At 54.2% G+C, this 13,710-nt stretch carries 10 protein-coding genes; 1 reads left to right on the forward strand and 9 read right to left on the reverse strand.

All coding sequences use genetic code 11. The features are described 5' to 3' along the window. Positions 1–14: 14 nt before the first annotated feature. Complete coding sequence (locus PORUE0001_RS03625) at positions 15–3,464, forward strand: tetratricopeptide repeat protein (protein WP_007365072.1); 3,450 nt, start codon at positions 15–17, stop codon at positions 3,462–3,464. Here PORUE0001_RS03625 and PORUE0001_RS03630 read toward each other — a convergent pair whose 3' ends face one another. The 9 genes from PORUE0001_RS03630 to PORUE0001_RS09800 all read right to left on the reverse strand — a co-directional run. Then, positions 3,465–4,193 (reverse strand): glycosyltransferase family 2 protein, encoded by a 729-nt coding sequence (locus PORUE0001_RS03630; protein ID WP_007365042.1) that lies wholly within the window; start codon positions 4,191–4,193, stop codon positions 3,465–3,467. Continuing rightward, positions 4,190–5,443: a glycosyltransferase gene (locus PORUE0001_RS03635; protein ID WP_007365054.1), complete on the reverse strand. Its 1,254-nt coding sequence runs from the start codon at positions 5,441–5,443 to the stop codon at positions 4,190–4,192. The genes PORUE0001_RS03630 and PORUE0001_RS03635 overlap by 4 nt, the downstream gene beginning before the upstream one ends. A 2-nt stretch (positions 5,444–5,445) precedes the next feature. Continuing rightward, on the reverse strand, positions 5,446–6,411 hold the full coding sequence (gene msrB, locus PORUE0001_RS03640; RefSeq protein ID WP_007365058.1) for a peptide-methionine (R)-S-oxide reductase MsrB: 966 nt from the start codon (positions 6,409–6,411) through the stop codon (positions 5,446–5,448). 4 nt (positions 6,412–6,415) lie between these two features. Continuing rightward, positions 6,416–6,736: a Dabb family protein gene (locus PORUE0001_RS03645; protein WP_007365095.1), complete on the reverse strand. Its 321-nt coding sequence runs from the start codon at positions 6,734–6,736 to the stop codon at positions 6,416–6,418. Between the two features lie 30 nt (positions 6,737–6,766). Further along, positions 6,767–8,056, reverse strand: coding sequence for a phosphoserine phosphatase SerB (serB, locus tag PORUE0001_RS03650; protein ID WP_007365088.1), 1,290 nt, complete (start codon positions 8,054–8,056; stop codon positions 6,767–6,769). A 298-nt stretch (positions 8,057–8,354) separates the two neighbouring features. After that, positions 8,355–9,653, reverse strand: coding sequence for a hypothetical protein (locus PORUE0001_RS03655; protein WP_007365049.1), 1,299 nt, complete (start codon positions 9,651–9,653; stop codon positions 8,355–8,357). Positions 9,654–9,673: 20 nt separating this feature from the next. After that, the gene (locus PORUE0001_RS03660) at positions 9,674–12,286 is read right to left on the reverse strand and encodes a TonB-dependent receptor (protein WP_039865509.1); all 2,613 of its coding nucleotides are present in this window, start codon (positions 12,284–12,286) and stop codon (positions 9,674–9,676) included. A 359-nt stretch (positions 12,287–12,645) separates the two neighbouring features. Continuing rightward, positions 12,646–12,843: a 30S ribosomal protein S21 gene (rpsU, locus tag PORUE0001_RS03665; protein ID WP_007365051.1), complete on the reverse strand. Its 198-nt coding sequence runs from the start codon at positions 12,841–12,843 to the stop codon at positions 12,646–12,648. 445 nt (positions 12,844–13,288) lie between these two features. Beyond that, positions 13,289–13,710 (reverse strand): integrase core domain-containing protein (locus PORUE0001_RS09800; protein ID WP_007365063.1); only part of this gene is annotated, 422 nt, incomplete at its 5' end.

The raw sequence follows: 13,710 nt of genomic DNA on the forward strand, positions 1-13,710 counted from the left end.
ACTTAATAGTAAGCGTGGCAGACAGAGATACATCTTATCGTGGTAAGCTACCACTGCGCACTAAGCATTGTCTAGGCGTAGTGGTAGCTTTGCTGTGCGTCTTGGGTAGCGCCGTGGGCTGTAGTACCAAGCGCAACGATAGTGCTTCGCGCTTTTACCACAATCTGACCACACGCTATAACGTCTATCACAACGGTCAGCTTGCTTTCAACGAGGGCTACAAAGCACTCTACCACGACCTTTCGGAGAGCTACACCGAACTGCTAGTACCCGATCCTATCACACGTACAGCGGGACAGGAGTCGTCGGAAGAGACAGCTGTGGGCGGTTCGCTAGGCAAAGCGATCGAAAAGGGACAAAAGGCGATCCGTGAGCACTCAATCCGTACGAAGCCAAAGGTGTCGCGAGAGGATCTGCTGCGCAATCCGAAGAAGAAGGCTTTCTACAACAAGATGGAGTACAACCCCTTCCTGCACAATGCCTGGATGATGGTGGGGGAGTCGCAGTTTTATGGCGGGCACTTCATGGAGGCGCTGGCGACCTTCTCCTATATGACGCGGCTCTACAGTACGGAGGATAAGGTGCGGGACGAAGCGCGCATTTGGCAGGCTCGCTGCTACCTCGCTCTGGGCTGGGTAGACGAGGCGAACGAGATACTGAGCAACCTACCCGAAGATGGCATCTACAAAAGTCGTAGCAAGGCCTATCCGCTAGCGGAGACGGAGCTGGCTCTCAAGCAGGGCGACACGCTCTCAGCCATCTCTTACCTGCAGCAGACGATCGATCGCAAGCCGATCAAGGCTCAGCGAGCTAGGCTGTACTATCTCCTAGGGCAGCTTTACAGCAATGAAGGACGGTGGGGCGAAGCCTCTCGAGCTTTCGGACGTGTGATACGTCTGGCGCCACCTTATCCATTGGAGTTTGCCGCCACGATGCGTCGCCTAGAGATCGAGGCTCAGGGTAATCCGCAGCGAGTCATACAGCGTCTGGAGCGCTTGGCGCATAGAGATAAGAACAAAGAGCTCGTTGATCAGATATACCTTACGCAGGGACGCCTTTACTTGGCTATGCCCGACACGACACATGCCGTCACCGCCTTCACGCATGGCGTGGCGCAGAGCACGCAGCGTAGCTTTGACTATATGCTCTGTCAGCTTCACTTAGGCGACATTTACTTAGCGCAAAACAACTACCTCAAGGCTCAGGAGGCGTATGCTGGCGCAGCGGGAGTGATCGAGAAAAGCCACCCGCGCTACGAGGCTGTGACCAAGCTCTCGGCCGACCTAGACCAGCTGGTTTCCTTTGCGCAACAAGTCTACGAGCAGGACAGCTTGAGACGCATCGCTGCGCTCCCAGAGGCGGAGCAATTGGCCTATGCGGACAGCCTCATCACCGCTTACAAGAAGGCTCAGGAGGAGACTCGCAAGCAGGAGCTGCTCGCTCAGCAACAGGGACAAAACGAAGCGCTCAACCAGCAGGCCGACATTAATATGCCTAGCAGAGGTCGCCCTGGAGGTGTTGGTACGCCTCCCCCGATGGCGGGTGGTGGCAATGGCAAGAGCTACTTCTACAATCCTACGCTAGTGGCTCAGGGTAAGGACCTCTTCGAGCGCAAGTGGGGCAAGCGTCCACTGGCGGACGACTGGCGGAGACGTAATAAGCAGATCGCCATTGATGCGGGCGACCCCGCGGCTCAGATGGGGGAGCGTGGCGAACAGCCCGCTGACTCGTTGTCTTCGGTGGCATCGCCTACGGATAGCCTCACCTCGTCTACCGATAGTTTGCCCGCAGATCAAGATCCGCTCCAGCGGGCGTATTACCTCTCCAAGCTCCCCACAACGCCCGAGCAGATCGCTGCTTCGGATGAGATTATCCAGACGGCGCTGGTCGGTATGGGCAAAGCTTTCAACGAACAGATGGAACGCTTTGAGGAGTCGGTCAAGAGCTACGAAGACCTCCTCAGACGCTATCCTGAGTACGCCGACAGAGCCTCCATATACTACACGCTCTACATGCTCTATCAGCGACTAGAGCGGGCAGACCTCGCTGAGCCGTGGAGACGTAAGTTGCTGGCTGAACTGCCCGAAGACCCACTTGCCGTCACGCTACAAGATCCCAACTACATAGCCAAGCTACGGGCCAACATTGGGGCTGACGAGCGACTCTACGACCAAGCTTTCAACGCCTACTTAGCGGGCCGATCACGAGAGGTGCAGCAACTGTACCGTGAGACGGCTGAGTCTTATCCGCTTTCAGAGACCTTGCCACAGTTTGCCTTCGTCAATGCGCTCAGCTATGTTTTGCAAGGTGACGAAGCGTCCTTCAGAAAGGGACTCGAGTCGCTCACCGCTTCTTATCCTAAAGAGGAAGTTTCCGTGCTCGCTCAGGAGATGCTCCAGCGTCTCTTGCGTGGAGTGCACATCGCTCAGGGCGGCTACCAAGGCATGGCTTGGGATCTGCGCATTGCTTCGCAGGATAGTATAGCAGGAACATTGGCGGAGCAACCTTTTACCATCGGAAAGCGTAGTGATAAGTATCAAGCTCTGCTCATCTTACCTCGAAAAGGTGACGCTCTGGAGCGCTCTCTGCGCTTTGCCGTCGAGAGCTTCAACTACGCTCAGTTCACCGACTACATCCTCCCCGTAGCCTTTGCCCCATCGGAGCATGAGACCCTCATGACCATCAGCGACCTCCCCACGGCCACTGTCGCATGGCAGTACGTAACTCGGACTTATAGTCCTGAGGGCTACCTCTCCGCTTTGGACAGTTCGGCGCTGCTCCTCGTCATGACGGAGGATAATTACCGTCAGGTCGCCACGGGCGCCAAGAGCATTGGCGACTATATGACCTTCGTGGCTGATAGCTTGGTCGAGCTTTACCCCGCAGCGCACTATCTCCTTGACCGCTGGCTCCTCCTCACAGGTTCACAAGCAGAGAAGCCTGTGAAGACCGATACGGTTCCTTCGCCCGCACTGCCCGCCGTTAACAAGCCGATCACCTTTGAGATAGATCGTTCGCAGATTGCTCTGCCGGCTGTGGAGCTGCAGCTGGACAGCTTGTTGCAAAAGCCTGAGGAGACGAAGCCCGTAGAGAATCAACGCACCACGATTCAAAAGGCTCGACAAGTGACTCCCGAGGATCTGAAGCAGATGGAGCGCGAGCGCAAAGCGCAAGAGCGTCAGGCGAAGCGTGAGCGTGAGGAGCAACTCAAGGAGCGTCAGCGCCAGCGTGATGCGGAGCTTAAGGCTCGTCGTGAAGAGCAGCGTCGCCAGGAGCAACTGCGTCAGGAACAGATCAAGCGTGTGGAGGCTGAGCGCCGTGCTCAGGAGAAAGCCCGCAAGGAGCAACTACGCCAGCAGGAGCAAGAGCGTCAGAAGCGTCTCAAGGCACTCGAAGAGGAGCGCCGTCGCAAGCTCAAAGAGCGAGAGGCACAGCAGAAAGAGCAACAGAAGCAACGTCGCTAGTTAGCGCTGACGGCAGAAGAGGAAGCTGACGTGTCGTGTTAGGGCGGTGAACCAGCCGTACCTCCGAGCCATAATACGGAGCCGCTCGAGGAGCGAGGCTCGATGGTTGCGTGTGGTGACCCCTTCGTTAAGGTAGTTGACGAGATAGTCGTCGATGCGGTACTGGCTATGGATAGCGTTGATGATCTTGATGCACCAGTCGTAGTCTGCCGAGTAGCGGTAGCGCAGATCATAGAGCGGAGCTAGCGAGCGTCGTGGTATAAAGGCTTGGTGGCAGATGAGCATGCCATTGGCAAAGGAGCGCTGCGTCAGTTGATGTGGCGGGCGCAACCGACGAGGATGAAGGTCTTGGTAAGCACCGTCTACAATCATCGTATCGCCATAGAGAAGGTCAGGCTGGTGCGTCTCAAGAGCAGCACAGACGGTGCGGACCGTGTCAGACGTGCGGAGCGTATCGCCTGCGTTGAGATACCAGATGTAGGTGCCATGGGCTTGGCGCAACCCTTTATTCATTGCATCGTAGAGCCCATGATCGGGCTCGGAGTGGACGATAGCACGAGGGTAAAGCGTCTGGACGAGCGAGAGCGTTTTGTCTTGGGAAGCTCCGTCTATGACGAGGTACTCGAAGCTTTGGTCTCTCTGCTCGGCAAGGCTATGCAGCGTGGGCGCAATGGTTGCCTCCGCATTGTAGCAGATGGTGATGATGGTTAGTAGTGGCGTGGTGGTCATCGGTTTGCTCGCTGGGTGTCATCTATTAACTGTGCGTAAAGCTGGGCATACTGCTGGGCAATGGCTGTCGGTGTAAAACGCAAGGCGGAAGCCCGGCACGCTTCGGACTGATAAGCTGTGGCTTCGGTGAAGTGCTGCCAGAGAGCGGTCGCCATCTCTTGCGGTTTGTCGTGCGCCACGAGAGCTCCATTTACCCCATTGATGAGTATATCAGCGGGACCTCCTGAGTCTCTGGCGATGACAGGCGTGCCGCAGGCAAGAGCCTCTAGGAGTGTCTGCCCAAAGCTCTCGCGCTCGCTGGTTGATATGAGGACGGAGCTCTCAGTGTAAAGGGAGCGCAGTCGCTCTGCATCGGAGATACTGCCCAGATGCTGTACGGGAATGGGGATCTGCTTGAGGAGTGTGCGGTCGGATAGGGCACCGACGAGTGTGAGCTGCATTTGTGCTCTCAGCTCGCCCGCTAGCTCGGCTAGTTGTTGCATGGCTGCGGTGAGGTAGCTCCACCCTTTGATCGGATCATCCACACGTGTCGCTACGAAGAGAATTTGATAAGGTGCTTGCTCGTTGGAGGCTTTTGTCTCCTGCATCTGTGCCTGCTGATAGTACTGAGCGGAGAGAACATTGCCGATGGTGCTGATTCCTAGGCGAGGCACGATGGGGGAGCGTGACACCTCATTGGTAAGGCTACTGGAGACGGTGACCCAGTGAATAGGGTAGTGCGCCATGAGCTCCGCTTTGCGCTGCCGAACTTGTCGGTCTAGTAGGCGCAGGGGGGGTGACAGTTCGCCAGGTTTAGTTGCCATCTGCTCGATACCCTGCGCCCACCAGTAGTCATGGAGCGTGATGACGACGGGTAACCCGAGTTTGCAGAGCTCCTCGAGGGTGCGGAGCGAGAGGAAGGCGTGCTGCGTCCAGTGCAGATGGATGAGATCCACCTTTGCGAGGTAAGGACGCAGGGCGCTCATGGAGATGCCGAGTCGGCCTAGAGAGGTTTTGAAAACTTGCTCACGGTTGAAGCCATTGAGCAGAGCAACAAGGGCACGCTCGCTCCAGAGCTTACATTGCCAAGCTCGGTAAAGCCTCCGATCATTGCCAAGGGCGTGTACACCAGTTAGGGGCTCCGAGCTAGGAGCCATCAGTAGTAGTTCAGCGTCTAAGCCGTAGCTCCGCTCCGCCTCTAGCAGTCGCAGCGCTGCGACGCCAGCACCGCTGTTAGCCCCATAAGTGCTAAGGTGTAGGACCCTTGTCACAGTTACTTCTTGAAGTAGCGCAGGTAGTCGCCATACCCCTCAGCCTCCAGACTGTCTAGGGGAATGAAGCGCAGCGCCGCACTATTGATACAGTAGCGCAGTCCGCCAAGCTCGGCGGGACCATCCTCAAAGAGATGCCCGAGGTGAGCATTCGAATCTTTGCTGCGCACCTCCGTACGCACCATGCCGTGTGAGCGGTCGGTCGACTCCTTGATCAGTTGGTCATCAATAGGCTTTGCAAAGGCAGGCCACCCGCAACCAGAGTCAAACTTATCCAAGCTGAGGAAGAGTGGCTTGCCAGAGACAACGTCCACGTAGATACCCGCCTCGGTTAGGTCGTAGTACTCATTGTCAAAGGGTGGCTCCGTGCCAGCCTCCTGCGTCACGTGATACTGCATCGGTGTGAGCCGCTTGCGGAGCGCCTCGTGGTCTACGTAGCGAACGTAGCTCTCACGTGCTATCTGTGTACGGCCGATGTGACAGTAGCCCCCAGGGTTCTTGCGCAGATACTCCTGATGGTATTGCTCGGCGGGGTAGTAATTGTCCAAAAGCTTGCACTCGACCACGATGGGGTCAGCGTAAGCCTGCTGTAGCGAAGTGAGCGCCTTCTCAATGATCGGACGCTGCTCCTCTTTAGTATAGTAGATGCCCGTGCGGTACTGCGTGCCTTGGTCGGCTCCTTGGCGGTTGAGCGTGGTCGGGTTGATGACGGTGAAGTAGCGCTCTAGGATAAAGCTTAGTGGCACACGCCCTGCATCGTAAACTACCTGCAGTGTTTCGGCAAAGCCCGTTTCGCCTGTGCAAACTTCCTCGTAGGAGGGCTGTCGACCGAGCGTGCCATTGGCATAGCCCACCTCGGTAGAGACGACTCCGTCAACCTCCTCAAAGAAGGCTTGCATACCCCAGAAGCACCCCCCAGCGAGGTAGACGGTGTCTAGCTCTTGAAGCTGTGCGGTTTCTCTAGACATAGCGTTAGTGAGGATAATGGTCGTGCAACTTATAATCAATGCAAGTGCGACCCACTTTGTACGGCTTGATAAGGTCATTTACTATCTGGACATGTGCGGGGTGTGTGGCGTAAGCTGAGAGAGCCTCTAGGTCCTCTACGTCAGCCTGAAGCATGAAGGTAGACTCCTCACTGGGGTTGCAGTTGAAGAAGACCTCCATCGACTCCAGCTCAAGGATCTGCTCGGGGAGGTTCTCGAGGAGGTTCTCGATCTGCTTCAGATGAGCCAGCTGCTCCTCAGCGGAGCCAGGTAGTTGTAGCGTGAAGATGACGCAATGACGTATCATGTGTTATGGGAGAAGTAAAGGGTTAGACGATTAGTGGTGTGGAAAGAGTGTCGAGCAGGTGCCATCCTTCATGCACTCTATCATCTGCTCATCAAAGAGCGAGTCCTTGTAGCCTAGGAAGTAAAGGATGCCATCAAGACCAACGGACGAAATGCGCTGCTCGGCACTTGCCTTGACCTTGGGCTTAGCGTGAAAGGCGATACCAAGTCCTGCTAGCGAAAGCATTGGCAGGTCGTTGGCGCCATCGCCTACAGCTACCGTCTGCAAGAGGTCCACACGCTCTACCTGAGCGATCAGACGAAGGAGGTCAGCCTTGCGACGCCCATCGACCACGTCACCCACGTAGCGACCCGTGAGCTTGCCATCGGCCACCTCTAGTTCGTTGGCATAAACATAATCTATGTCAAACTTCTTCTGCAAGTAATGACCGAAGTAGGTGAAGCCACCCGAGAGGATAGCGGTCTTGTAGCCCATCACCTTGAGCGTGCGCATAAGTCGCTCACAACCCTCCGTGATAGGGAGGTTGTGTGCTATATCCTCCATGACAGAGACATCTAGCCCCTTGAGTAGTGCTACACGCTCAGTAAAGCTCTCGATGAAGTCTATCTCACCACGCATAGCTCGCTCGGTGATTGCCTTGACCTGGTCGCCTACGCCAGCTCTCATGGCCAGCTCGTCGATCACCTCGGTCTGGATCAGCGTCGAGTCCATATCAAAGCAGATCAGGCGACGCATACGGCGAAACATACTTTCCCTCTGGAAGGAGATGTCCATGTCAAGCTCGCCACTCATCTGTAGGAGGTCTAGCTGGAAGGTGTGGACATCTTTGATATTGCCACGCATGGAGAACTCAATGCTCGCCATCGGAGCCTGCTGCGTTTGGTCTAGCGGGATACGACCCGTGAGGCGACGGATGTTATCAATGTTAAGTCCCTGCTCCGCAGCCGCTCCAGCGACAGCCGAGAGCATGCCAGCGGTCATCTTGCGTGCTACGACAGTAATGATGTAGCGGTTCTTGCCCTGCGCATTGACCCATTCGCCATATTCATTTGTAGAGATTGGGGTAAAGCGTATCTGTACGTTGAGCTCGTACCCCTTGAAGAGTAGATCCTTCAGTACGGAGCCCGAGTCATCTTCATTCATCTGGAAGAGTATGCCCAGGTTCAGGTGACTATGTATGTCTGACTGACCAATGTCTAGGATATATGCGCCATGCTCTGCGAGGACGCCCATGAGCGAGGCGGTCACGCCAGGGCGATCGTAGCCCTGTATGGTCGCCAGCATCAGCTTGCCTCGTTCATTTAGTGTTGGTGTATTCATCTGATTAGGTTAAGATAAGTCGTTAGTATAATGGTTTTACGCTTCAAAGGTAGTGAAAAATCCAAACTCTTGTAGCTCTACTTTGTTTTCCACCGTTGGAACTGAAAAGGTCCTCCCTTGGAACCGAAGAGTTCCTGCCTTGGAACTAAAAAGTTCCAAAAGGGGAACCATTTTTGGAACTCGTAAGTGATACAAGGAGAGTGCGATGCGAATGATGCGTAGTGCGGTGAGGCAAAGAAATAGGGGCCGCCGACCGATAAGCCGACTGCCCCTAAGCTTCTTAAGTTAGTGTACTGAGTTAGATCGCGTTGGGTCCAGAGACGTACTCGAAGTTGCCACCACCGAGACCCTTGTAGGTGAAGGTTACGGTGCTATTAGAGGTCTGTCGCAAGACTGTCGTGATGATGTACATTTGGTCTATGCCATTGGTCTGTGCGGGTTTGTCCGCATAGCGCGCCTTGAGGATGAGCTTGAGACCCTCCTTGATGCGCTCTAGGCGTAGCTTAGTGAGTTCCTCGGCAGACTTGCCCTCCTCATCGGGACGAGGACCAACGCTCGTGCCACCAGTGAGGGTGAAGTTCTTGTATTTAGCATTACCGCAGAACCACCACTCCGAATCACTGGAGTGCTTCTCGCTGATATAGTCGGGCTTATTAGCCTTGACCCAAGCGTGTAGTGTCATAAAGTCATCGGCTGTCAGCGTGAAGCGGATCGTCGGATCGAAGACCCACTGCTTGCCAAGGTTGACAAACTGGCTTGTGGTCTGAGCCATACGCCACTGATTACCCTCAAGCTTGAAGCTCTGGTACTCAGGCGTGGTGAACTTGTTTTCAAACCACTCGTAGACCACGATAAGCTGGTTACCTGGCTGAGCGTATGGCATGCTCTGCTGCAGTAGCTGCGGAATGTACCGCTCGGGTAGCATCGAGCTGCTGAAGTTGTCGTGCGTACTGCCCATAGCTTGGTACTCTGCGGGTGAGATGACCCTGTAGGTGTGGCTATCCGCAAGACGCTCTCCAATGAAGAGCATATTGCGCTTTCCCTCGGCGAGAGCAACTTTCGCTAGGTAGCTGGCACCCTTGTCCGCATAGGTCGTTGCGAGGTACTTGCCGAGCTTAGTGATCTCATCTTTGGAGAGCTTGTTAGGGTCTTTTGCCGTGAGGCCAGCTTTGGTAGCATCGTCGGCTGAGACCTTGACTGATATGAGTTTGTCCAAAGTGGCATCCTGCTGCATGGCGTAAGAGACGGTCACGGCAAAGCCCTTGCCCCACTCGGGGTACATCTTAGCTATGAGGGCTGGGACGTACTTGTCGGGAGAGACCCAAGCGGTGAGCGTGCGGTTCGTCTTGACATAGTTCGCCTCACGCTGTACTTCCTTTGCAAACTCCTCCTTGCTGGAGCCTGTATAACCTGCGACCTCATCTTTGGCAAAAGTTGTGGCAATCGTCTTGTAGTCGGCATCGGTGAGGGCGTAGACGATGCTCTTCTGGATCGGATGATCGACCGAGTCAAGCTGCTTATAGATAGGCTCCATGGGATTGCAGGCGGTGAGCAACAGGAGTGCTGCGACTGCGAGGAGCTGTGTGATCTGTTTCATATTGTATGCGTGTCTGAGAGTTAGAAGTTAATGCGTAGACCAGTAGCCCAGTTGGTTCCGAAGCCGTAGTAGACGAGAGCCGACTGCATATCGTGGTTCTTACCATCACGAGCATCGGAGATGTACTCGGTGTTGGTCACATTGTTGACGTTGACGTAGACGGTAGCGTTGCAAGAGCCAATGTTGAAGCGATAGTTAGCGCCAAGGTCGAGCGTGACGTAGTCGGGTAGGCGCCAAGCGTCCACCTTGTCGGTCTCCTTGGTGCGGTTCGTCGGGTCAAAGTCAGCGTAGTTCTTGCCAGCGTAGTTAAGGTCAGCCTTGAGACGGAAGTCCTTGAGCGCCTCCCAAGAGATACCGAGGGCAGAGGTCATCTGAGCTGAGTTGCCCACGTGTACGCCCTTGACAAAAGCATTGATCGTGCCGAGATACTGCTGAGCATCATCAAAGACATCAGCCTTGACATCATCAGACCAGATCCAGTCACCCCAAGAGAACATGAAGCGAATGTCAAGTGGCTTGATCGGTGTGTAGGTAGCCTCGAGCTCGACACCCGCATGGCGAGCATCTAGACCAGAGATATTGGCCGTAGTGTTGTTGCCAAGGTTGCGTGTGAGACTCTTGTCGAGCCACTTGGTATAGTAGCCGTTGATGTCGATGCGGAGGTTGCGCATCTTGAAGCCGTAGCCTACCTCGCCCGTGAAGACGCGCTCATACTTGGCTCCCGTATTGATCGTCGTATTGTAGCGGAAGAAGACATTGCGGAAGTATGGCGCAATGGTGAAGTAACCCGCATTGAGGAAGACGTTGCTGTGCTCGAGGAACTTGTAGCTCGCACCAGCCTTGACGCTCCAAGGGAGGTAAGTAGCCCACGGAGAGACAATCTTGTCGGGAGGGGTCAGAGCATCGTACTTTTCGCCCGTACCGCCTAGGTTGACGTAGCGGTAACCTTTGTGCGAGATAGCACCAGAGATGAAGGCGTTGAAGTTTTCGCCTGTGAACTCACCCTGTGCGAAGAGTCCGTTCCACAAGACCTCGCCGATATTGTCAAACTGGACCTTGTCGCCCACCTTGAGAGGTTGGTAGGGCTTGTGGTACATGAGCTTGGTTGATGAGTTCTGTGGCTCGATGTAGTAGTCTCCGCCAAGTAGGTTGTCAATGACTTCGCGGTGGATGCCCTGATAGAAGCGTCCGTCGAAGCCTGCAGTCAGCTTGAAGAGGTCGCTAAACTTATTGGTGTAGTAGGAGAGTAGACCGTACCAGTTGTGCGAGTTTACCGCATTACTGAAGATGAGCTGAGAGCCGTTGTTTGAAGCTCTATTGGCCTCCATGACACGAGCGTAGTCTAGCAAGCCATCGGGAGTACCCATGAAGGCTGCGGGGTCTTTCGGGCGACCCGTGTTGTAGTCGAGTGCGAGCCAGTCTGTCTTAGCACCACGGATGCGACGACCACCACCATTGGATATGGAAGCGTAGATGGAGGTGTAGATGCTGCTCTCCTTATTGATATCCCAGTAGTGGTTGAGGGAGATCTGGGGCTTGTGGTAATAGTTGCGACCATAAGCGCCACCCTCAATTTGTCCGTTCATATATCCGTAGCTACGGTTGAGGCGACGACCCTCAGCTGCGTTGTGATAGTCCTCGATGAGGTACATCTGTCCACGCTGGTTGTGCCACTGGGGTGCTCCAAAGGCGGTGAAGGATAGACGGTGGTGGTCGTTGATACGCTTGGAAACGTTGACGAAGTAGCTCCAGCCGACGAAGTTCGTACCACGGACGTAGCCGTCGCCTTGGCTACGAGAGCCTGCGAGAGAGATAGCCCAGCCGTTGTCCATGAGCCCCGTAGAGACATTGAACGAGGTCTTGAGGAAGCCATCGTTACCTACGCCAGTGTAGATGCTACCGCCCTTCTTGGCATCGGTGCTCTTGGTCACCATGTTGATGGTACCACCGACGGAGGAGAGCCCTAGCTTAGAGGCGCCTAGACCACGCTGTACCTGGATGAAGCTACTGACATCGTTGAGCCCAGCCCAGTTGGACCAGTAGACCTTGCCTGACTCCATATCATTGATAGGTACACCGTTGATCAGGACACCTATATTATTAGAGTCAAAGCCACGCAGGTTGATGCGGGAGTCACCAAAGCCACCGCCACCCTTGGTCACATAGACTGAAGGAGTCGCTTTGAGTAGCTCGGGGAACTCAATGTTTGGTGCTTGCGTCTGGATAGCTTTCATCGTAACGTTGGATACGGGCACTGGTGTCAGTCGATCCTTTGGCACGACTGAAGCGATGACACGTACCTCGTCTAGTCCGATGGCATTGGTCTCCATATAGACCTTTCCAAAGTCGTAGTGTCCCTGAGCAGAGGCTGGCACACGCAGTTGCGTCGTCTCATAGCCGACGAAGCTCAGCGTGAGCTGACTGCCAGCCGAGACACTGAGCTTGAAGGAGCCATCGAGCTCGGAGTAAGTACCAGAGGTCCCGCCATCGGTGTAGACGGTCACGCTAGGCATAGGCTCGTCCGAACCCTTCTCAAGGATTTTGCCCGTCACCTGCACCTGCGCAAGCGACGAGAAGCTACTCGCTAGTAAGAGTGCGAGCGCTGTAGTGATAAGCAATAAACGGTTCACGATAAATTAACTGTTAGTGATTAGTATCTTCTAGTGTAGCAACGGCTTAGAGCTGGTTAGCAGTATCGACATGAGCTCTAGCTACTGGCAAAAGTAACTAAAAGTCTTAACAAAACTCGCTCTTGGCTGTTTCATATCTGTTAAACTCAGACGTGATGACACAATAAAGCCCAGCACCTCTCAATATATACGAATGAGTAGTACTGGGTACAGAAGACGTAGGAAGCACCCCCATCTGGGGACTTCCTACGTAAATATTCTATATCATCATCGTAGAGGCACTACCTATCTAGTGAGCCTGTATAGAGAACACGAAGGCTCTCATAGGAGCAGGCTCGTAGTAGGGTAGTCCTCGATGGGTCTTAAGCGTCTAGCTCTTCCTGGCGGAGTGACTGCACGTAGCAAGCCTTCTCCATCATACGGCGCTTGACGTCTGAGGGCTTCTGAAATGCCTGAAGCTTGCGTAGTCTGCGGACGATACCAGTGTCGTTGTACTTACGCTTATAACGCTTGAGCGCACGCTCGATGTTCTCGCCCTCTTTGATTGGTACAATTATCATACTTGTCTAACTGTTCTTTGTGTGTTATATTTGTTTGATGAGAATATTTTCTGGACAATCTGCTTGTCCTTTACTTCGGTGGGCAAAGGTACGAACTTTATTTGAACTAGTCAACACTTCCGTTGGCTAGAGCAGGGCTGACGCATTATAATTGCTCCGTTAGGAGCTACACATTAGCGACAAGCGAGACTTGGATGAATTCATTATATAGTATTGCTGTCCGACTACTCGACTTCGACCAATCTACAGTTTTCTTCGTAGGAAACTCTAGTTTCATACCTAGGAAACTCTAGTTTCATACCTAGGAAACTTTAGTTTCATGCCTAGGAAACTCTAGTTTCACCCCGTATGGATGTCCTCTTCCTGAAAAAAGTACACAGTTGGGGAGGTGTTACTGAGATGGTACTCGGGTTATTTTTGTTATTCCTGTGAGTGTACTCATCTGTTAGTTTTGCTCCTGCTGGGGTACACGACTTGTGGTCGTCTTTACTGCGGAGGTACACAAAGATAGCTCTTTGTTGGGAGTTGGGCGGCATGGGCTCGGAGTTTTGAGGCTCGGAGCTGTTGGTGAATCGTTTTTAGATATCTGGTTCTTAGGCGGTTGTGTGGTTAGAGGGTTGGGGTAATCTGGTATGAGCATCTGCATCGGAGTCTTCTTGTTGAGGGCTCGATGAGGACGCGCTGTGTTATAGAGAGCAATCGTTTGCGAGAGGATCTCCCGAACTTGATCTATGGGCTTATCCTCGAAGTTGTAGAGCCAGTCGTTCTTGATGATTCCGTTAAGTCGCTCAGCCATAGCGTTGTGGAGAGGGTTGCCGGTCTGGGTAACGCTGGTTACGATGCCTAGGCTGGCCTCGTAGTCGGTCA

It is taken from the genome of Porphyromonas uenonis 60-3 (genome assembly GCF_000174775.1).
Taxonomy (GTDB): Bacteria; Bacteroidota; Bacteroidia; order Bacteroidales; family Porphyromonadaceae; genus Porphyromonas; species Porphyromonas uenonis_A.